Raw genomic sequence first — 20,149 nt, 5'->3', positions numbered from 1 at the left:
TCTTTAAAACAAGACTGTTAGTGTTAAATATACCTACTCCTGAGTTCCGCGCGTTTGATTGTCCTAAGGGATCGATTCATCATCTTCTCCAGAATTTCGACTGTCAGTTTGTGAAAATTACTTTAAAACCGTCAAACTACCAATCCTGTACACCAGCACAGTCAACAAAACAGCCTCCGGGTACATGTTTAATTTTCACTATTCCTTTTTTTAGCAGAGGCCCAATAAAATCCCAGACGTCATCTAAACTGTCAAAATCATAGGCTGCCTGCAATTCAATCGGTGATATTAACGGATGCTTTTTCAAAAAGCTTATCAGATGTTTCTGATTTTTAGGAACATCTTTTGGAGCCAGCGCTCCAGAGGTTAATTGGTCAATTGACGCTAAAAATTCAGAAACAGGAGTGACCCCCTGCAATAAAATTGATCTTCCATCAAAAGTCATAAGATAAGCAGGCAGTGACTGAATTCCCAGATGCCGCAGCCGCTGAAAATCTGCAGCCAAGTTTTCTTTCACTTTATCACTGTCCAACTGTTCCTGAAAATCAGCAGCACTTAGTCCAAGTTCCTCAGCAATCTGTAAAATTTCTTCTCTTTTTGTCGTTTGCCGTCCTTCAGCAATTGTTTTATAGCGCAGTAGATACAAAAAATGTTCTGCCAGTTGTGGCTTAATGATCTGAACAGCCTTATAAGCCAGATTTAAGGGAATAGATGATCTTTCTGTTGGCGTAAACAGCTGAAAATGGCCCATATTAATTGGTAAACCGGAAATGCTTTCTTCGGATTTATAAATGCCTGCTAAGCGCTGATTGTATTTTCGGATTCCCAGCTCCTCTCCTAATGAAAGATCCTCAGCTGTCATAAAATCATGGACATCTCTCACTAAACCGCTCATGATATAGGAAAAAGTAATATCATCCTCAAAATGTGTCTCCAAATACCTCAAAAAAGGTTCAGATTCATAGGAAAGGCCCATCATTGGATCAGTAAAAACGTCAATATGAAGCATCGCCATCCTCCACGTAATAACCCGCTGTACTCCAAGCCTTGATATCGTGATAATGAATATAAATCTGATTGATGGGAATTTTTAAACTGCCATGTACTGCAGCTGTTATGGCCACGGTCATTTGCTCATAACCCAGATGGTTGGGATTAGCAAAGACGCTTACTTCAATATAGGCTGTCGGAGTGTCTGTCCCGCGAAGATACAAGCGGCAGTTGCTTTCAATTCCGACCATCAATCCCTGCTCAGACTTTCCGGGTACTAAACGAATAGCTTGACCAAAAGATTTTTTCAAGGTTCTTTCCTGTTCATCAGTCACAGCCTGATTTGTTTTCAGCATTATAAAAGGCATAATAACGATCTCCTATTTCATCCATTTTGTAATTAAATCGGCTAAACTGTCTGCTAATTCCTGCTCTTTTTTCTGATAGGTATGCCCGGTATTTTTTATAAAAATAAGTTCGTTTTTGTCAGAATTTGGAAAATGGCTGTTGATATTTTCCAAAAAATGCATCGGATCTCCATAAGTAAAACGGTCATAAGTGCCAATTACTAAAGCTCCTGTGTGCTGAATCTGCCTAATTTGCGAAAAATCTGCATCTGATTCGACATGAACATTATTAAGGATATTATTAAACAGCCATCCATAAGCCATCTTAGCTGTTCCGGGAATAAATCCCAGCAAAGGAAAGGGCAGTATTTTTTCGCCATCTCCTTTGCTCATATAGTTCATAACTATTTCTTTCTCTTGGCGCGTCACCTGATTTGTTAAATGCGTCAGATTGGCTGGACTAAGCAAGACAAATTTATCTATTCCTTTGTTATGATGACGGGACAGGTAATAGATAACCTTGTTGGCCCCTAAAGAATGGCCGGCTAAAATAATATGCTTATAGCCGGCACGCGCAGCATAATGGAGATAGGCTTCAATATCCTCATCAGTATCATGAAAATCTTCATTCCAAGAACCGATAATCTCCTCTTGTCCTGTGTTGGCATTAATTGTTGGAATTTCACCAAAAGCATCGTTGGTCTGAGCATAGATAAAGTCAATACCAGCTTGGTTAAGTGTTTCACCAATAGTGATGTAAAAGGGATTCGAATAAAAATTGCCGTGAACCCCTGTAATAGCAATTAAAACAATTTCGGCCTTGCATGTATCATTAAAAACAGCACCGTCCAGCACGCTTCCTCTTTTTGTCGCTACCTTTATTGCTTGCATGACATCTCCCTAGTATTCTTCTGTTTTGTAACGTAAGTCAAATTGTTTTGATGGCGGATAAAAATCGAGCCCTCGGCGAGTTCCTTCCAGCATCGTTGGAGTATAGCGGTACTTATCTTGTTTGTCCCAATCAAATTTTGTTTCAATCTCATCTTCGCGCTCATTTTGGATAAGACTGATTAAATTTGGATTTAGCATGATAGTCTTACCAAGTGCAATAAGTTCTGCCCATCCTGTTTGGTAAGCCTCTAAAATCTGATCTGCTGTATAAAGATTGCCAACCCCGATCAGAGGCAGTCTGCCATTAATACGATCGTGCAGCAGTTTCATCCGCTTTTGATCAGTATCTGCACCGCGTCTGGCATTTTTATAAAAATCCCACAATGACACATGCAAATACTGCAAAGGCTTTTCAACTAATGCATCTACAAGCGCAAATGTCTCCTTCATTGTCAGACCGTACTCACCCGGTTCTTCGGGAGAAAAGCGATAACCGACAATAAAATCAGGACGGTCATATTTTTGACGGACCGCATCAATAGCGTCTACTATCGCTAACGGGAAATGAAGTCTCTTTTCTAAGGAACCGCCCCAATAATCAGTACGGCGATTATAGGTTTCAGAGAAAAATTGCTGGACCAGCCAACCGTTAGCACCATGAATCTCTACCCCGTCATGACCAGCTCGCAAAGCCAGTTCAGCTGCATCTGCAAAGCTATTAATTAGACTGTGCACTTCAGAATCTGTTAATTCTCTGGCACCGCTGTATAGTTCAGCGGTTGGTGCGACAAGGTCAAAGCCTTTTGTCATACGACGATCAGCCCGAAGTCCTGAATGCGCTAATTGTACAATAGATTTAGCACCTTGCTTATGTGCAATATCCGCGTATTCTTTGAGCGTTTCTAAGTGGCTTTCATCATAAGCATTAGGTGACTCAAAGCCAATACCGCTGGGATGTACATTAGTAAACGGCATAATATAAAGACCGAATCCTTCAAACCTGTTATTCCAAAAACAACGGGCTGAGTCTGTTAATTCTCCGTTTTCACCGGAATCATAAACCGTCAGCGGGGCAACTGCCAAACGATTTTTAATTTCTACTCCATTATTCAATAGGTAAGGTTCAAAAAGAACATTGTATTTCGATTTCATCTTTCTCCCTCTTTTCTAAGCCCCTTGACTTTTGATGGTTTAAATTATAAAATCAAAGAAACAAAAAAACAAGTACGCATTTTTTTCTTCCTTAAAAATTTTTAACCTTTTCCAAGAAAAATATGCATCTTAAACCCTATAATCTAAGGAGAAAAGCATGAATCAAAAAGATTTTGACAGAAAAATCCAATATTTTAACAGCGAAATGCCTGAAAACTGTCCGATTATCCATTCCATGAAAATCATTGGTTCAAAATGGAAAATTCCTGTCATGTGGTATCTCATGTTAAATGACGGACAGCACTATAATGAGTTGAAACGCAGTATCGGCAGCATCACTAACACTATGCTGACAAAAAGTTTACGGGAACTTGAGGACGATGGGCTTGTTTATCGCTATGACTATCAAACAGTTCCTCCATCCGTAACTTATCATTTAACTGACTTAGGAAAAGATTTAATCGGCACTATGGGAGAACTCTTTGAGTGGGGAAAAAAGCATATGAACGAACAACTCAAAAATTTTAACTCATAAAAATGATTTCACAAAAGCCCAAACCAAAAAGACGAACAGACTCAACGCTAACCAACGAAAAGCTAAAAGTCTCATTTTTATAAAACCAATCAGCCGGCACAGCACTTTGAGATTTGGAGGACTAATCAATAAAACTGACTGTCTTTCACGCAAGGCAGCCAAACAAATTTAGGGATTTAAGTTACTGCCTAAACATGGTATAATAAACACTGTACTTCTTCTTACAAGAAATCGCTTCTGCCTTTGAAAATTTTTAACAATAAGGCAAAATAAGGCAACGAAAATTTACAAACAGGGTCTAACCCCTTGATACGAAAGGAATCTAGAAAATCTTATGATGAATATGCAAGACCCCTAGTTCAGTTCTGTAAGTCTTGTAATCGTCAGAAACATTGATTTAAAAAGGTTTTAGATTCTCACAATTTTACAAAATGCACTAAAAATTTTAAAAGTGGTCACTTTTTGGTCACTCACTTACTAGCATTTTGAAGTACAAATTGAATATTTTCATTCCTCTAAACAGTCGAAATAGCAAAAGTCTTTTCGATTGAGCAGAGGAATCCAAAAGGCAGGTGTCCGCACCTGCCTTTTTCTATTTTTTAATCTTACCAGCGAGTTCCTTGTTATCCTTTTAAGTTATAATGCACTTCTATCCGGGACAAGTTCTTTGAATCCGTTATTGACAAGTAGTGTATTACACATATTCACATCTAAACTTGCTGCTCCACAGAGTATGAACTCATAGAGCATATCTTTTGGATTACCTGTTCTCAGCACATTCCCTGATAACTCAACCAATTTTTTGCTAACAATGGGTGGCAATTTCATTCCTACACAAATAGCAATGGCACTTTCAAGTTTTGGTTCAGTTTTGCCATTTCTGAGGTTAGAAATTGCCTTTAAACCAAGATTACTTGCGTCAGCCAGTTCCTGATTTCTAACATCACACCACTTCATCACCTCAACTAATGCAGGAGCAAAACTGCTCATTCCATTGAGCTTGGACATGATTTCAAGAGTATCGCCTATGTGAACGTCAATTTGCTCAATCCATTCGTTCTTATCCTTGGGATAGCTGATAGTAAATTGAATATCAGAATCAGCATCTCGATTAAGTAACAGAGTCAGGGCAGTTGAATTTCCTGTTCGGTTTATTGGAACAATATTAAACACTATACAGCACTCATCCATATGATGCCGTGCATAAAGAGTTAAAAACGGATTACCTGCAATGTCATAAGAAATATACTTCGCATCATTTATGCAGAGATGCGACTCTACACAAAGTAATTCACCCTTATCAACACGTTCTTTCAAATTTGGCTGGGATAACAGTTGTAAACCAAGCTGAATCAGATTTATTGAAAATGTCTGTGTATCTTCTAAATAGCCGTTTTTCCATTTATGAGTTGGAACATATTTATCATCTAGGTAGATGAATGTTCCCTTTACTAAATCAAAACCACATTCTGCTAACCGAACTTTGGCAGATAGGCGTGACACTCCAAAAAACAAGGCTAGCTCATCAATCCACTTCTCAACAATTTCAAGTTCATCTTGCGTTTCACTAAACTCAAGGAGCCTTTGCTGTCTCACTCTTGCTTCTTGAACGAACATCTCTTTGGGCATCAAGATTTTGGGGGCTATGGATTCAGCATGCCACTCCATCCAACTAATCATATCGGACGAGTTTTCCTCTTTTATATCTTCGGTAGTGGAAAGAACAGATAGTTCTTCTTTCTCAGCTCGTGCTAACTCTAAAGCATAGCGGTGCAATTCCCAGTGAACACATTCGTGAATAATCGTATTTCTAACAACCCCAGCATTCCGTAGTTGGGATAACTTTTTTTCAATGACTACTGTCCCTGCTGGAATCCCATTTTCAAGATTATCCTGAAAATAGATTTGTCCGAAAATCGAATTATCTGATGTGATAGTTTCGTACTTGATTTGCAACCCCATCTGTTTGACTATGGTTTCGGGTTCAATTCTAGTCGGAGTCAACAAGGCACTGGGTTCATATTTTTTCAACATTGCTTCGGCAACCTTATCCAAATCATCTTTCCAAATGAATGGAACCAGTTTATCAGAAAGAGGATATTTGAAGGTACTAAATGTTCCTTTCTCGTAAGCATCAACTTTTGCCACTCTAAAGTTTTTGATTCCTGCATCAGGTTTTCCTGCGCATGAGACACGAAGCCAACGATTCTTTTCGACCTCATCTTCACGGTAATAGGTAGTTTCAGAAACAGTTGCATAAACATTGGTTAAAATATCTATATCAATTTCACCGTCACCACGGTGACCTGCATAAACATTCCTAACTTCAACATCTATAACTTCTACCTCACCATCATAATTATTAGTGATTCCCAAATCTTCAAGATGGTCTAAGAAGTAATTCTCGCTTGCTTCATAGATTTCATTATAGAATGTTTTCTCAATATACTTACTAAAAGAAATCAAATTTTCCTCCTAAAATCCAAACAATTCATCAATAGGGTACCAGTCGGCTATATCATCTCTCCATTCACCCTCGTTCAGATATCGGAGAGTTCCAGCAATATCACGAACAAAAGCACCTTTCAGATGATACTTTTTAAGATAGGCTTTCAATGCTTCATATTTCAATGGTGCATAATCATCAATATTCTTATCCTTACCTTTAGCATCTTCTCCCCCCTTAGTCTCAACAATATAAACATCACCATTCTTCATTTTGATGATATAGTCAGGGTAGAAATGATGAGAAGAACTTGCTGTACGGTAAACCAAAGAAAAATACTGACTTCCTTTATCACCGTTCTTATAAAGAAAATCAACAACATCCTCATGTGATTCAATATAGTCCTCAAAGATTCGCTCTGCTTCACTTTCCTTAATAACACTGCTCGGATAACCATCATACACATTGGTTACTGTATCAGTATATTCCAACTTCGGATTATATAAATAGCGTTCCGTCATCGGAATGTAGAAATCATTTTCCTGAATATTTACCCGTCGCATACTGGTTTCTGGCTGAATATCTGCCTGTCTGAAAACTTCACGAAATACTCTCCAGTTATTCAAAATGAAGGCTGTCCACTCATTAGCTTCCAATTTCAAGAGCTTCTGTTTATTTGGCCGTTTATCATCCATAAAGAAACGTTTCAATAAAGCCTCAACTTGACTCATTCTTAAGTGAGCCACTCGGTCAAGTTCATGAAAAGCATGAAGTAAATCAATACGATTACCGTGATAATCAGCTTCTACTCGTCTTTCTCTATCTTGAAGACGGTCTGAATGTTCCAGCGTATCAAAGCGACCTTGTTTATAGGTGTTGACAATGGAACTTCCAAATTGAAGCCCCTGATTCTCTAACTTTTGTTTATTAGATTCCACGTCATCTGTCAAGTTCCATTCACGAACCAATCCTTGATAAAGATTTTCACGCAGGCCTTTTTCGCTTTGTCCCTCATGTAAGTCCAATTTTCGCTCACTGATTAGATGAAAATCTTTCGCGACCTCTTTGCGTTTCAAGAGTGGCGTTGGTACTCCAACTCCTTTTTGTGCAAATGCGCCATTCAGGAAGTCTACATCAAAGGTATAAAGGTAAGCATTATCCAATACATCAACATCATAATGACCTTTGAAAGGTTCGGGCATCCTACGGATACGACCAATCGTCTGAATGGTAAAAGCTTCACCCATGTTTTCACGAATCTTAATTAGAATTTTAGCTCGTGGGGCATCCCAACCTGTGGCAATTGCCTGTTTGATAATGAGATATTCTACTTCATTATCAAGTTCTTGCACATTGAGATAGTTTCGTTTCTGGTCTGCCAACCAAATACCGAGTTTTCCATCCTCATAAGTTTTATGAAGTTTTTCTTGGATATAGGTTTCAATACGACTTACTAACTCGGGCTCTGAATCTGATTTATCAGGCAATTGAACCAACACTAAGGGATTGACTCCAGTTACACCATGTTCAGCATAGCTCTGAACAATTTCTTTCCGTTTTTGCTCTGCACTTTCAAAGAGAAGTTCAAATTCTGCACTGATATTCTGATTGTCATCAAGATAATTTTCAAGCCCTTCATTAACGACCACTGATTTTGTAATCAAACCTGATGCAATAACTTCCTCTTCGGTAACTTCATAGAATTCTACCTTATCAGGCATATTGGGGTCTTCAATGGTCGCTGACACTTTGACGGTCTTATCAGCCTTAAAGCGTGAAATAATTTCCTTGGCTTTAACTGTGTCATTACTATGTGCTTCATCAATGATGAGGATAAAATGGCGGTCTGCTTCAAAGGCTTTGTCAATCTTGTCAATAAGATTATCTCGCTCACTATCCGTCAGCATCGCTTTTTTATTTTTACCTACAACCGACTCGTAGTTGATAAAAGTTGCTGTACCTTGGTCGAATCCTTGACTAAGTGCATCTGACAGTGATTGTACCTTGATAGAAGAGAAATTCCTCGCTTTATCCTGACTCTGTTCTTCCAGCTCTCCTGCACCAGGCGTAAACCAGACAAAAGCAACATTATCATGAGTACTTGCAATATAGGTATTCACCCAATCAAGAAGTGTAATAGTTTTACCTGAACCTGTTGGCGATTTAATAATTAGTTCATCAACACCATATTCAGGGGCTGTAAATTTTAATAGTTTATCGACCAGATTTTGTTGAAAATTTTTTAATTCAATCATGACCAAATATCCTTTCCAAAGTAGTAATCTGGAATCTCTTGTTTTGTGATGTTTTTCTCACGAAGAATGCGTTCTTGCTTGCTATCAAAGAAAACCTCAGGGTGAATAAAGAGGGTAGAATTTTCAATGAAGTCTGATTCCTTCATATTATCTAACTGTTCTTCTGACAAGATAACCTGTACTTTAGGATTAGAAATATCCACTCCAAATTCTAGCTCCACAAGTGGAGTCACATAGTTAAGCAATTCATATTCAAGCGTAACATCAGGAAATTCTTCCTTAACCACAAAATCTGTCTTGAAGTATTTAAGGTTATGAGGTAGCTCTTCCTGAATATTGATTAAACGCTTGTATGTCACCTCTTCACAGATATTATTTTCATTATTGGTGCAGAGAATGTACTTGCGATTACCTCCGTCCTCTTTATTGAGTTGGGCAACGGCGTGACCAGTCGTACCAGAGCCAGCGAAAAAATCAAGGATGGAGGCATTCTTATTTGTCAGCATCTTTATAATGCGCTTTACAAGTAGTATTGGTTTTTTACCGTTTTTGAAGATAATATCACCTTGTTTATCAAGCCTCCCCCACGAGATATCTGCCCATAAATTACCTAATTGACTTATTTTATATATGCCGTCTTTGGTTTTAACAGCACTGTCTGAAAACCAAACAACCAGAGTTTGATTCCAAACAAATTTACTAATTTGTTTCCCTTTAAACTTCCCTGATTTAGGAACATAGTCATAAGAAATTAACTTTCCTTTCTCTGAAATTATATTATTTACTTTAGTCAGCAGCGATGTCTGAGCATTAGTAACCATGAAAATCCTATCAAAATATTTATAATACACTTCATCTAGACTAAGTTTTTCGCTTGTCATTTTCTCCTTTACTGTAGAAAATTTGAAATTTCTATGCTCAAAAACTTTCATATTTTCATCATTGCTTACCAGTAACCTATCTCCAAAATCCTCTACAATTCTTGTGTAATAAAAACCAATCTTATTTTCTTTATGTTCCCTTATATACTCTGATATTTTTACACTGAAAGTTGGTGTTTCAAATACAGTCTGTTCTTTAGATTTAGAATATAGCAAAAGAAACTCAGTATTTTTCTTAAGACGTTTATCCTCACCACCTCCACTTGCCCCTGAGCTAGTTTTGGCTTTTATCACAATGGTGTTCAAATAATTTCTAGCACCAAAAATTTCATCCATTAAAAGCTTTAATTGACTTTGCTCATTATCATCAATAGAAACAAATATTAGACCAGAATCACTTAAAAGTTCTTTAGCCATTTTAAGCCGCTTACTCATAAAACTCAGCCATTTTGAATGTGAGTATCCGTCTTTTTTATCTACAATCTTATCATTATAAACAAAATCCTTGTTGCCTGTATTATAGGGTGGGTCAATGTAGATAACATCAATCGCCCCCGCATGGGTCTTCTGGAGAAGGTGCAAACTATGAAGATTGTCGCCTTCCAAAAGGAAATTATAATCTTCTGACTCTGGATTTCCCACAATTTTCTTGGTCTCGTCTTCAATGAAAACCGGAATCTTGGTTTTCATCTCTTCCTCGACCAATTCAGCATGTTCCTCCCAAACAAGACCATACTTTTTGGTATTAAGCAGACGGATAAGATTGTCCAATTTCTCAACATCGTCATTCCGTCTATCCTCACGAGCCTGTTTTAGAAGTTCCTGCACATAGGCAATCGCCCCTTCCTTCTCATTCTTATGAGGGCGTTCAATAAAGTTTTGAGACATTACAAAACACCCCCATTCTCAGCAACTGAGGGTGTTTTTGTGCACGCAGAAAAGAGGTAGAAAACTACCTTATCGTTGCTCGTTGCTCGTTGCTCGTTGCTCGTTGCTCGTTGCTCGTTGCTCGTTGCTCGTTGCTCGTTGCTAATGGTATCAAGTTCTAAATCTCCTTGTCAAGTGGTTTTATTCACTATTCTATTATACCACGAACGACTGCTTAAAAAATTTAATATTGTAAAAAAATGTCCCATCAAGTCTTTTTTTAGGGTGTTTTAAGTCATCATTTCAGAGCAAATAGCTAAAAAACGTTAATATATCAATCTTAATTATAGTGACTTGGTAAGTTATATATTTATATCTTAATCGGGATTAGAATGAGAATGTACTTAGCTAAGACAGTCCAGCTCATGACTAAAACCGAGCTACTTCACCTAACTCAATAGCAAACAATGAAAGGTAATTGATATGAAAACACATAACCGTAAAGGCGGCTATTCAGCCAATACTGCAAATGAATACATTGACAATAAGCAAGCTATTTACTGCTTAAGCACAGAACTCGAACCACAGCTTAAGTTTGAAGACAACCAGCCAACTGGAGAGATTATCGCTTATAAAGCTTGGTTTACTCAAAAAGGACTTCCGCCATTTCAAGTAAAATTTGAATCAGAAGTAGAATTGCCTGCTTATATGACAATGGTGCAATTTGATAATCTTCAAGCCTGCGAGGTAGGCTTCAATGTTTACTTCAAAGCCGACAATCTCAAGGAGGTCAAATAATGACTAAGCAAGAACTGGCACAATACCTGCTTCAAAGCCTCAATATGGGGCTTGGAGCACTGATGCAGGGAGAGACCAGCTATACCAATAGTTTTGATGTCAAGATTATGTCTGATGGTTTTCTCTTTATTCCAAGGCTTCCAGCAGGTTATATTATTGATGACGACCTCTATCAGAAAATCTTCTTAATTGCCAATGCTGCACTCTATCCACGTTACACACTTTTAAAACAAAATTCTGCCTATTTTATGGCACTTGATACTGATGACATTCATGTACAGCGTGGACTCTTCTTCCCTTGGAAAAAAGGTGTTTCTGAACGGCTGGTTATTCCGGATTTGGAAGAATTCACAGTCTCCCAAAAGGACACCTTCATTCCCATTATGAAGAATCTAGTCCTTGATTATAATAAGGTGACCTCTCTAGCTATCGCTGGGAACAGCGGTTCTGGGAAGTCCTATGCTTTGACTTACTTCTTAAGTCTTTTGCAGCCTATTTCTGATCTTATCATTGTAGACCCTAAGTTTGACACCCCGTCACGTTGGGCTCGTGAGAAGGGCATCGCCGTGATTCATCCTCAGAAAAACCGCTCTAAGTCAGATTTTGTTTCAGAAGTCAATGAAAATCTTAGCGCCTGTTTAGGACTCATTCAGCAGCGGCAAGAGATTCTCTATGATAATTCTGAACATCAATTTGAACATCTGACAATTGTCATTGATGAAGTCTTAGCACTCTCAGAAGGAGTCAATAGGGCTATTAAAGAGTCATTCTTTTCTCTCTTATCACAAATTGCTCTGCTTGGACGAGCTACCAAAGTCCATCTGCTCTTAGTGAGCCAGCGTTTTGACCACAACACCATTCCTATCTCAGTTCGTGAACAGCTCAATTTCCTCATTCAGATTGGCAATATTAACAAGAAAACAACGCAATTTCTTTTTCCTGACCTTGATCCTGAAGGAATTGTCATTCCAATAGGTAAAGGAACAGGGCTGATTCAGATTATTGATAATGAACACCCTTATCAGGTCTTACCGCTGCTTTGCCCAACCTACTTCACAAAGAAAGGCATTCTATAATGAAAAGAACTTTCTTTCAAAAAACATTTAATCTCAATGTCACTCTTTTAGTGCTTAGCTCCTTGTGCTTCTTCTTGAAATTTAGCCTGAGTCTCCTTATTCAATTGCTCGAAACTTCTAGACTAGCAGCTGCTTATGATGTCTTTAGCTTTATTAGTGAGAAGTTAAGTCTCCTTGCACACTATATTCAGCTAGGCGCCCTCTGTCTTGTCCTAATCCCAATCTTTTTGATTGGCATTGAACTCATTCAGCGGCTGACGAAAGATTCACTTTGGAACTATGTCAAGTCTATTTATCAGACCTTTCGCATGCGACAATTCCTCAAACAATCTAAACAGTCTGAACCTATTATCACTGTTGAAAATCAGACCGTTACCTGCTTCAACCCGATTTTGAAGGGCTTTAATCAAGCAGTTTCAAAATGCACTGTGGACGTGAGGAAAGAGTCTGTCAATCTCTTTATCAAGATGCCAAGAACCCAGCAGGCACAGAAACTTTTAAAAGAGATGGAAGGGCATATCAAGGAAGAAATTGCCAGCCGTAATCCGAGCTATTATTTTTCATCTGCTCATCGGGTCAAACAGACGCTTTGGTTCACAGGAGCTAAACGCTAAGGAAAAGGCGGTGCTTGGCTCACGCAGTGAGAGCCAGAAGTACCGCCTTTTTAAACCCTATCGCAACCATGTAATGGGGTTACTACGACCCCCATTACACCAATAATCACCAATCAAAGAAAGGAAGACAATGACAAAAGAAAGACGCTCAAATAAATGGGCATTCCTGCTCTATCAGGAAAGTGCCCCTGATAACTATTTAGAAATTTTGGAAAGCATGCACGTGCCATTTGTACTCAGTCCATGGCATGACAAAGATATCAATAAAGAAACAGGAGAATTTAAAAAAGCTCATAAACATGGAGCACTCTTCTTTGAGTCACTCAAAAGCTACTCGCAAGTCTCAGAATTATTAACTGAACACTTGAACACTCCAGCACACGTGGAAATCGTCATGAGCCCTAAAGGCATGTACGATTATTTCACCCATGCGGAAAATCCAGAAAAGACCCTCTATGACATCAATGACATTGAATTCGGCTGCGGGTTTGAATTAGATAAATTTCTCCTCAGCAATAACAATAATCAATTCCTCACAACTGTTATTGACATCATCGAAGAACATAACTTTACAGAGTTTAATCATTTAGTCAGGTATGCAAGAACTGAGAATCCTCAACTCCTTAATTTAATTATGAATAAAACTTATTTCTTCGCTAAGTATTTGGACTCACGGCGACATAGCTCTCAGCAGAAACAAGCAATTAAAGGAGAGTATGATGATTGATATTGTAGACAAAAACGACCTAATGACATTAACCGGCTATTCACAAAGTCAGTGCGCGAAATTGATTAGAACCGCAAAAATCAAGTTGGTTTCAGAGGGTTTCTCTTGGTATGATAATAAGCGTGTTGGACGTGTTCCACTCAAGACTATTGAAGACATTCTCGGCTTTCGGTTATCTCAGAAAAATGATATAATTTATGATGTACTTCAAAATGCTGGTCTACATGATACAGGAGAACAGCAATGACAGTTACAAAACTTAAAAACGGAAAATGGCTTGTAGATATAAGTGATGGTTACAGTCACTTAACAGGAGACCGCATTCGTCACCGTAAAAAAGGATTTAGGACTCGCAAGGAAGCTGAACGATATGAAGCCGATTATCGAATCAATCAGCTTCATCAGTTTAAAACGAAAGACCGTCTGAGTATCGACTACCTCTATTCTCTGGTTCGTCAAGAAGATGAATTGAGAGGAAACAAAAGAGGAACAATTGATACACAAGAATCCTATTATACCCAATATGTTTCCAAATTCTTCGCTAATGCTGATATGAAACTGGTCACCGTCAACGATATTAAGGAATATCGTGACTGGCTCATCCAGACACCAAGCGTAAAAGGAGGAACATTGTCAAACAGTCATATCAATCAACAGATGATTTTCATTCATAAGCTGTTTGAGGTAGCGATTGCTAAACGATTCAGAAATGATAACCCTTGTAGTGGACTCAAGCGTTTGCCTGAGCAACACAAGGAAATGTCCTACTACACACCTGAACAGTTTAAAATCTTTGATAGTTGTTTTACCGAAGGTGAATATCGCTATCAGCTACTTTATCGGGTATTGATGTTCACAGGTGCACGGCTTGGTGAAGCCTTGGCTCTTACTTGGAATAATGTAAATCTTACTGAACATTACATTGATATTGTTTATAGTGCATACTATCGTAAAAATCAAGTTCATATTGGAACAGTGAAAACAACTCAATCACGAAGACGGATTTACATTCATTCTGCCTTTGCTGAAGAGTTGAAACAATGGAAAGAGCAACAAGGAAAACTCCTTTCAGAGTTCACAGAGGACCTTGAAAGTCTTCAAATCTTTCAAGACTCTCCTGAAAGCCTGACTTCTGCCAATGTCACCAATTTCAAGACAAAACTGAAAAAGCGACTACCTGAGAATATGAATATGATTCGCAATCATGACTTCAGACACTCACATGCAGCGTTTTTAATCAGTCAAGGTCTACGAAATGGAGAAGGAAAAGATTATATCTTCTTCACTCTCATGAAGCGTTTGGGACATTCATCCATTAACACAACCATCAATGTTTACTCCCATCTTTTCCCGTCACAACAAAAAGAGGTGGCCAATGCCTTTGACAACTTCTAAAAAAGTGGTCACGATTGGTCACCGTTTCAAAACAAACAAGGTCTAACCCCTTGATACGAAAGGAATCTAGAAAATCTTATGATGAATATGCAAAACATGATGAAACAGGCGCAAAAGCTGCAAAAACAAATGGAAAAAAAGCAGGCTGAACTGGCTGAAACGACTTTTGTCGGAAAATCAGCTCAAGAGCTCGTTGTGGCTACCTTTACAGGTGATAAAAAGCTGGTTTCTATTGATTTTAAAGAGGCTGTTGTTGATCCTGAGGACATTGAAACGCTGCAGGATATGACCGCTCAAGCCGTAAATGATGCTCTCAGCCAAATTGAGGATGCTACACAGAAAACGATGGGAGCCTTTGCTGGTAAACTGCCATTTTAAAAAGACCTAACAAAAACTGATAGGTCTTACAATACTTTATTGATAAGTCAAGCTTTTCTAAGATACCTTGGAAAAGCTTTTTTTATTAAGTAAACAAACAACATTTAATGCAGAAACTGGATAAGAATCCCGCCCAAAATAAGAACAATAGCGCCGCCCAAACGGTTAGCCATTTGAGCAAAGGCAATCATCTCCATGCGGTCTGCGGCTGAAAGCACTGCAATATTACCTGTCCCGCCCATTGAGTTATTGATCATACCGGCACCGATAGCCGTTTCAACGGGATACATTCCAAGAAAGCGCCCAAGAATCCAGCTGGCAAGTCCCATTGAGACAACAGATGTCAAGCTGATGAGAACAAACTGCCATGTCATAGCTTGTGCTAACGAGGACAAGTCAATCATGGCAAGCCCGATACCAGCAAGGACAGCATGAGTCAAGTTGGTCATAACAACTTGATTGAACATAACGACTGTCTCCTCCAAGACTTTGGGAACAGTATTGGTCGCTTTAAGAATAAAGACAATGATAATCATGAAAGCATAGCTATGCACCTTTGGAATAAAAGCATTAAGAATCACACCGATAAGAAAGAGCATAAAAGCAAGCATGAGACCAACACCGATTTTCGCTGAGTCCAAGGTCGGCTTTGCTTTTTCCAAATCTTCTTTATTAACCGGAATAAGAACACCGTGCCCATTGTATTTCGTTTTGGCAAATCCACGCGCTAAGACAATGGCACCAATAATAGCAAAGATATTTCCCAAGGTTGTTGCAGGAGCTAATTGCGATAAGATATTGCCTGCATCAGTATGAAGACCAGCAGCATAGATTTTAGACAGAGGAACAATCCCTGCCCCCATACCGCCAGCCATCTGAGCAAAGGAAATATACATGACAGAATGTCCAAATCCTTGCCCCAAAAGAGCACCTACTGCACCGGTTGCAAAGAAACCAATAACCATGGTCAAAAGCGATACAGGAATAAATTTAGCTGAGGCTTTGACCAAGAGTTTACGGTTCATTCCTAAAATAGAACCACATATAAGGGCAGCGATATAAAAATCAAGAAAGCCCCAGTCACTCATAAATGTAGAAGTGGCTGCTACAATATTTTTAGGAACAAGACCAGTCGCCGCAAGAACAGCAGCTGCCAAAAGGGTAAAGACTGAACCGCCGCCAAGGTATGTGTTCCAAAAAGGCAGTTTTTCACCGATGAAGTAAAATAGGTGGCCTAAAACAACCAGCATGAAGGTAATCCCCAGCATGTTGAGCGGTAATTTCCCCATAACAATTGTGATCATAAGAACTACCACAAATGCGGCATAAAGCCGCAGGGAGACCCCGGCAATTTTTATTTCATTACTTTTTTTCATACCAAACTTGTCCCTTCTTAGTATTTTGGATACCATTTGAGATCACGGACAGCTTTAGTCATATCAGCTTCATTAACCTGTGCTAAGCCTTGTTCTTGGGCTTTCTTAGCAACAGCTTCAGCTACCTTGATAGATACATCAGCCACATATTTGAATGGAGGAAGGACAGGTGCACCCGGCTGTCCTGAGTTGACAATACCTGATAATGAATGTGCAGCCGCTCCAATCATCTCATCCGTCAAGAGCGAAGCTTCAGAAGCCAGCATACCAAGTCCGAGACCCGGGTAGATCAGGGCGTTGTTTGCTTGACCGATTTCATAGTCAACACCCTTGTAGCTGACAGTTCCTGATGGAACACCAGTAGCGACGAAGGCTTTACCGTCTGACCATTCGATAACATGTTCAGCAGTCGCTTCCAATTTTTTAGTAGGGTTGGAGATAGGAAAGATAACCGGACGTTCAGTATTTTCACACATCGCCTCAACGACTTCTTTGGTGAAGGCGCCAGCATCTGTAGATGTTCCGACAAGAATAGTTGGTTTCACTGTCTTGATGACTTCAAGAAGGCTGGTCATATCGCCGGCATTTGCAAAATCTGAGCGCTTTTTAGCAAATGGTTTTTGAGCCGGCGTCAATTCTTCCATATCGTCAAAGAGAAAGCCTTGTTTGTCAATCATGTAGAAATGACTATAGGCTTCTTCTGAAGAAAGTCCTTCTGAAACCATTTCAGCATGAACGCGGTCAGCAATCCCAGCACCTGCAGAACCGCCGCCGTAGCAAAGGTAAACTTGGTCTGTTAATTTTTCACCAGTAATGTCCATAGCACCAAAGATACCGCCAAGGACAACGATCCCTGTACCTTGAATATCATCGTTGAAAGTTGGAATTTCTTTCTTGTATCGATTCAAAATATCAGCAGCTGTTGAACGGCCAAAGTCTTCCCAGTGCAGATAAAGTTTAGGGAAAAGTCTTTCAGCAGTTTGGACAAATTGATCAATGAAAGCATCGTACTTTTCACCGCGGATACGCTCGTGGCGGTTGCCGAGGTACATTGGGTTGTTGAGAAGTTCTTCACGGTTTGTGCCAGCATCAATAACAAGCGGCATAACGCAGGCTGGATCGATACCAGCAGCAGCCGTGTAGACCATGAGTTTACCAACAGAGATATCAACCCCTTGCACACCCCAGTCACCGATACCAAGGATTCCTTCGGCATCTGTTGCTACAATCAAACGAATATCACGATTCCCCGCCGCATTTTTGAGCGTTTCTTCGATATTTTCCGGATGATTAATATCAAGGTAAGCGGCATATTGCGGATCAACAAACAATTCAGAATATTCTTCTATTGTTTCAGCAATAACGGGATCATAAACGATTGGGTTAAATTCGACAATATGCTGACTGAAAAGATAATAAAACAGTGTACGGTTTGTATTGAAAATCTCCATCAAAAAATGACGTTTCTCAAGATTAGATGGTTTACGCAGGAAATGCTGATAGGCTTGTTCAGCTTGCTCTTCCAGCGTTTGTACATAAGGCGGCAGAACACCAACCAAACCAAGCTCTTTACGTTCTTCCATAGTAAAGGCTGTTCCCTTGTTAAGAAAGGGATCATTTAAAATTTCATGAGCTTTCATATTTTTCTCCTTTTGATGAATCATTTAACAGACATCAGTATAAAACTTTGGGAAAATTATAGTCAAACCTTACAGTTTTGATAAATATTATTTATAACAGCTCTAAAATTATGTTAAGATGGACGTAAAAGGAGAATATATGAATTTACGAGATTTAGAATACTTTTATCACTTGTCTCTTATAAAATCCTACACAGGAGCAGCCCGGCACTTTCATGTCAGCCAGCCGACTGTATCTTATGCTGTTAAACGTCTGGAGGAAGAATTGGGCTGCGATTTAGTTATCAAGGACAGCTCCCATCGGACAGTTGTTCTAACTGTTCAAGGCGATATTTTTGCTCATCATATTGAGGAGGTTTTGCTGCATGTCCGTTTGGGAATCAATGAGGTTAAACAATCCCTCAAACCACAGCTGACGATCGGCTTTCCTCCGATTATCGGAAATTATCTTATGAGCAAACTCGTCAATGCATCAAAAGATTTGTCGGTATTTTCCCACTTCAAAACCATTCGAGGAGGTTCCAAGTCCTTACTCATCAAACTGCTAAACGGGCAGCTGGATTTCAGTCTGCTGGGATCACTCTCGCCGCTCAGCTATGAACAATTAGACATAACGCCTCTGTTTAAACAACCTCTCTACCTTGTTTTGTCCCCTGAACATCCTTTAGCAAATGAAAAAGAACTGGCTTTCAAAGATGTTGTCAGCGAAAAATTTATTTTATTGGATGAGCACAATACCCATTTAGCAGCTTTCAAGGAGCTCAACCAACGCTATCAGAACAAAGCCGTTCCCTTCTTTGAAATTGACGATGTTTCTATTATTAAACAAATGGTCTCTGAAAATCTGGGAATCTCACTGCTTTCAGATATCGCTTTAGGTTCAGATAACCATCATTTGATCAAGATTCCTCTTGCCAAACAGGATCGTATTGATTTTCATGTCAGTTATGCCTACTCCAAGCATTCTGTATTAGCAGAGCCTGTTAAAAAATTGATTAAACTGCTTGACGCTGTTGATTAAAGCCTCCCTTTGTTTGAAGCTGAGCATAAAATGAAGAGGAGAATCGCTGTTGAGATGCTCAATACAATCTTTTTGACAATTTCCGGATTATTGAAAATCGATTTTCACACTGTCCTGATTTCTTAAATGTCTAAGCAGAAAACAAAAAAAGACTTAGTTTCTGTTTTCTACAGAACTAAATCCTTTTTCACATATGGCAGACAGCGCACTGAAAATAACTGCTATTTCCCAAACAAACGGGCAAAGAAACCTTTTTTGACACCCTCTTGCTGATTTTGAATCTCTTCGACCTCTGCTTTTGCTTCATCCAGTTCCAGCTTGAGCTGTTCCTTATCCTGCATAGCTGTCAGGGTCAGCTGCTGCTGCTGGTCTAACTGTTTATCTTTTTCAGCAATCTGAACATCCTTAATCCGCAGCTGCTCATCCTTTGAATCCAGCTGGCTGTCTTTAGCCTTCAGCTGCTCATAAAGACGCGTAATTTCCGTATTTTTTTCGTCAATTAAAATTTCAAGAAATTCCCGCTGCTTTACTTCTTCACTGACAGGTTCGTCTTCAAAGATTGTTTTTTTATAAATTTCCTCTAATTTGATAAGACCGGCACGATTGACAACCGTAACCCCCTTATCATTTTTTTCAACGTATTCTTCAGGAAAAGATTTCACACGGTTATTAACTGCTTGCCGGCTCACTCCCAGAATTTCAGCCAATTCACTGACTGTCTTTTCAATTGCCATAATATCCTCATTTTTACAGAATTTAT

Annotated in this window: 19 protein-coding genes; 9 read left to right on the top strand and 10 right to left on the bottom strand. The window is 39.1% G+C overall.

The window, feature by feature from the left end:
- Positions 1-136: 136 nt before the first annotated feature.
- The 4 genes from AC4HAN_RS06650 to AC4HAN_RS06635 are packed head-to-tail and all read right to left on the bottom strand — an operon-like array spanning position 137 to position 3,380.
- Positions 137-1,009: a DsbA family protein gene (locus AC4HAN_RS06650; protein WP_491091801.1), complete on the bottom strand. Its 873-nt coding sequence runs from the start codon at positions 1,007-1,009 to the stop codon at positions 137-139.
- Positions 996-1,358 carry a phenylpyruvate tautomerase MIF-related protein gene (locus tag AC4HAN_RS06645; protein ID WP_491091800.1) on the bottom strand — a complete coding sequence of 121 codons (363 nt, stop codon included), beginning with the start codon at positions 1,356-1,358 and terminating at the stop codon, positions 996-998. Before AC4HAN_RS06645 ends, AC4HAN_RS06650 begins: the two co-directional genes overlap by 14 nt.
- A 12-nt stretch (positions 1,359-1,370) precedes the next feature.
- Positions 1,371-2,228, bottom strand: a complete 858-nt coding sequence (locus tag AC4HAN_RS06640; RefSeq protein ID WP_491091799.1) for an alpha/beta hydrolase — start codon at positions 2,226-2,228, stop codon at positions 1,371-1,373.
- Positions 2,229-2,237: 9 nt separating this feature from the next.
- Positions 2,238-3,380, bottom strand: a complete 1,143-nt coding sequence (locus AC4HAN_RS06635; RefSeq protein ID WP_491091798.1) for an NADH-dependent flavin oxidoreductase — start codon at positions 3,378-3,380, stop codon at positions 2,238-2,240.
- Between the two features lie 157 nt (positions 3,381-3,537).
- Between AC4HAN_RS06635 and AC4HAN_RS06630 the strand changes: the two genes are divergently transcribed.
- Positions 3,538-3,915, top strand: a complete 378-nt coding sequence (locus tag AC4HAN_RS06630) for a winged helix-turn-helix transcriptional regulator (protein WP_491091797.1) — start codon at positions 3,538-3,540, stop codon at positions 3,913-3,915.
- Between the two features lie 636 nt (positions 3,916-4,551).
- Here the strand turns inward: AC4HAN_RS06630 and AC4HAN_RS06625 are convergent.
- From AC4HAN_RS06625 to AC4HAN_RS06615, 3 genes are read right to left on the bottom strand one after another with little or no spacing between them, the layout of a single operon-like run.
- On the bottom strand, positions 4,552-6,381 hold the full coding sequence (locus tag AC4HAN_RS06625) for an ImmA/IrrE family metallo-endopeptidase (RefSeq protein ID WP_491091796.1): 1,830 nt from the start codon (positions 6,379-6,381) through the stop codon (positions 4,552-4,554).
- 9 nt (positions 6,382-6,390) lie between these two features.
- Complete coding sequence (locus tag AC4HAN_RS06620; RefSeq protein WP_491091795.1) at positions 6,391-8,616, bottom strand: DEAD/DEAH box helicase; 2,226 nt, start codon at positions 8,614-8,616, stop codon at positions 6,391-6,393.
- Entirely contained in the window at positions 8,613-10,385 is a 1,773-nt protein-coding gene (locus AC4HAN_RS06615; RefSeq protein WP_491091794.1) for a site-specific DNA-methyltransferase, read from the bottom strand. Before AC4HAN_RS06615 ends, AC4HAN_RS06620 begins: the two co-directional genes overlap by 4 nt.
- Before the next feature lie 462 nt (positions 10,386-10,847).
- Between AC4HAN_RS06615 and AC4HAN_RS06610 the strand changes: the two genes are divergently transcribed.
- From AC4HAN_RS06610 to AC4HAN_RS06580, 7 genes are all read left to right on the top strand, one after another.
- On the top strand, positions 10,848-11,162 hold the full coding sequence (locus AC4HAN_RS06610) for a hypothetical protein (RefSeq protein ID WP_408536834.1): 315 nt from the start codon (positions 10,848-10,850) through the stop codon (positions 11,160-11,162).
- Entirely contained in the window at positions 11,162-12,238 is a 1,077-nt protein-coding gene (locus tag AC4HAN_RS06605; protein ID WP_491091793.1) for an ATP-binding cassette domain-containing protein, read from the top strand. The genes AC4HAN_RS06610 and AC4HAN_RS06605 overlap by 1 nt, the downstream gene beginning before the upstream one ends.
- Positions 12,238-12,852, top strand: coding sequence for a hypothetical protein (locus AC4HAN_RS06600; RefSeq protein WP_491091792.1), 615 nt, complete (start codon positions 12,238-12,240; stop codon positions 12,850-12,852). The genes AC4HAN_RS06605 and AC4HAN_RS06600 overlap by 1 nt, the downstream gene beginning before the upstream one ends.
- Positions 12,853-12,982: 130 nt before the next feature.
- On the top strand, positions 12,983-13,579 hold the full coding sequence (locus AC4HAN_RS06595; RefSeq protein WP_491091791.1) for a replication protein: 597 nt from the start codon (positions 12,983-12,985) through the stop codon (positions 13,577-13,579).
- On the top strand, positions 13,572-13,826 hold the full coding sequence (locus AC4HAN_RS06590; protein WP_027975872.1) for a DUF3173 family protein: 255 nt from the start codon (positions 13,572-13,574) through the stop codon (positions 13,824-13,826). The genes AC4HAN_RS06595 and AC4HAN_RS06590 overlap by 8 nt, the downstream gene beginning before the upstream one ends.
- Positions 13,823-14,974 carry a site-specific integrase gene (locus AC4HAN_RS06585; RefSeq protein WP_491091790.1) on the top strand — a complete coding sequence of 384 codons (1,152 nt, stop codon included), beginning with the start codon at positions 13,823-13,825 and terminating at the stop codon, positions 14,972-14,974. Before AC4HAN_RS06590 ends, AC4HAN_RS06585 begins: the two co-directional genes overlap by 4 nt.
- Before the next feature lie 78 nt (positions 14,975-15,052).
- Positions 15,053-15,352, top strand: coding sequence for a YbaB/EbfC family nucleoid-associated protein (locus tag AC4HAN_RS06580; RefSeq protein WP_491091789.1), 300 nt, complete (start codon positions 15,053-15,055; stop codon positions 15,350-15,352).
- 104 nt (positions 15,353-15,456) lie between these two features.
- Here AC4HAN_RS06580 and AC4HAN_RS06575 read toward each other — a convergent pair whose 3' ends face one another.
- Entirely contained in the window at positions 15,457-16,728 is a 1,272-nt protein-coding gene (locus AC4HAN_RS06575; RefSeq protein WP_491091788.1) for a 2-hydroxycarboxylate transporter family protein, read from the bottom strand.
- A gap of 17 nt (positions 16,729-16,745) precedes the next feature.
- The gene (locus AC4HAN_RS06570; protein WP_491091787.1) at positions 16,746-18,368 is read right to left on the bottom strand and encodes a malolactic enzyme; all 1,623 of its coding nucleotides are present in this window, start codon (positions 18,366-18,368) and stop codon (positions 16,746-16,748) included.
- A gap of 139 nt (positions 18,369-18,507) precedes the next feature.
- Between AC4HAN_RS06570 and AC4HAN_RS06565 the strand changes: the two genes are divergently transcribed.
- On the top strand, positions 18,508-19,389 hold the full coding sequence (locus AC4HAN_RS06565; protein WP_491091786.1) for a LysR family transcriptional regulator: 882 nt from the start codon (positions 18,508-18,510) through the stop codon (positions 19,387-19,389).
- A gap of 221 nt (positions 19,390-19,610) precedes the next feature.
- Here AC4HAN_RS06565 and AC4HAN_RS06560 read toward each other — a convergent pair whose 3' ends face one another.
- Positions 19,611-20,123 carry a DUF536 domain-containing protein gene (locus AC4HAN_RS06560; RefSeq protein WP_491091785.1) on the bottom strand — a complete coding sequence of 171 codons (513 nt, stop codon included), beginning with the start codon at positions 20,121-20,123 and terminating at the stop codon, positions 19,611-19,613.
- Positions 20,124-20,149 lie beyond the last annotated feature (26 nt).

It is taken from the genome of Streptococcus sp. ELY_86, from assembly GCF_058314495.1.
This window is presented reverse-complemented; position numbering and strand designations above follow the sequence as displayed.

Excerpts from the sequence above, each read along its gene's own strand:
- AC4HAN_RS06650 (WP_491091801.1), bottom strand. The coding sequence starts at position 1,009 with ATGCTTCATATTGACGTTTTTACTGATCCAATGATGGGCCTTTCCTAT.
- AC4HAN_RS06645 (WP_491091800.1), bottom strand. The coding sequence starts at position 1,358 with ATGCCTTTTATAATGCTGAAAACAAATCAGGCTGTGACTGATGAACAG.
- AC4HAN_RS06640 (WP_491091799.1), bottom strand. The coding sequence starts at position 2,228 with ATGCAAGCAATAAAGGTAGCGACAAAAAGAGGAAGCGTGCTGGACGGT.
- AC4HAN_RS06635 (WP_491091798.1), bottom strand. The coding sequence starts at position 3,380 with ATGAAATCGAAATACAATGTTCTTTTTGAACCTTACCTATTGAATAAT.
- AC4HAN_RS06630 (WP_491091797.1), top strand. The coding sequence starts at position 3,538 with ATGAATCAAAAAGATTTTGACAGAAAAATCCAATATTTTAACAGCGAA.
- AC4HAN_RS06620 (WP_491091795.1), bottom strand. The coding sequence starts at position 8,616 with ATGATTGAATTAAAAAATTTTCAACAAAATCTGGTCGATAAACTATTA.
- AC4HAN_RS06615 (WP_491091794.1), bottom strand. The coding sequence starts at position 10,385 with ATGTCTCAAAACTTTATTGAACGCCCTCATAAGAATGAGAAGGAAGGG.
- AC4HAN_RS06610 (WP_408536834.1), top strand. The coding sequence starts at position 10,848 with ATGAAAACACATAACCGTAAAGGCGGCTATTCAGCCAATACTGCAAAT.
- AC4HAN_RS06605 (WP_491091793.1), top strand. The coding sequence starts at position 11,162 with ATGACTAAGCAAGAACTGGCACAATACCTGCTTCAAAGCCTCAATATG.
- AC4HAN_RS06600 (WP_491091792.1), top strand. The coding sequence starts at position 12,238 with ATGAAAAGAACTTTCTTTCAAAAAACATTTAATCTCAATGTCACTCTT.
- AC4HAN_RS06595 (WP_491091791.1), top strand. The coding sequence starts at position 12,983 with ATGACAAAAGAAAGACGCTCAAATAAATGGGCATTCCTGCTCTATCAG.
- AC4HAN_RS06590 (WP_027975872.1), top strand. The coding sequence starts at position 13,572 with ATGATTGATATTGTAGACAAAAACGACCTAATGACATTAACCGGCTAT.
- AC4HAN_RS06585 (WP_491091790.1), top strand. The coding sequence starts at position 13,823 with ATGACAGTTACAAAACTTAAAAACGGAAAATGGCTTGTAGATATAAGT.
- AC4HAN_RS06580 (WP_491091789.1), top strand. The coding sequence starts at position 15,053 with ATGATGAATATGCAAAACATGATGAAACAGGCGCAAAAGCTGCAAAAA.
- AC4HAN_RS06575 (WP_491091788.1), bottom strand. The coding sequence starts at position 16,728 with ATGAAAAAAAGTAATGAAATAAAAATTGCCGGGGTCTCCCTGCGGCTT.
- AC4HAN_RS06570 (WP_491091787.1), bottom strand. The coding sequence starts at position 18,368 with ATGAAAGCTCATGAAATTTTAAATGATCCCTTTCTTAACAAGGGAACA.
- AC4HAN_RS06565 (WP_491091786.1), top strand. The coding sequence starts at position 18,508 with ATGAATTTACGAGATTTAGAATACTTTTATCACTTGTCTCTTATAAAA.
- AC4HAN_RS06560 (WP_491091785.1), bottom strand. The coding sequence starts at position 20,123 with ATGGCAATTGAAAAGACAGTCAGTGAATTGGCTGAAATTCTGGGAGTG.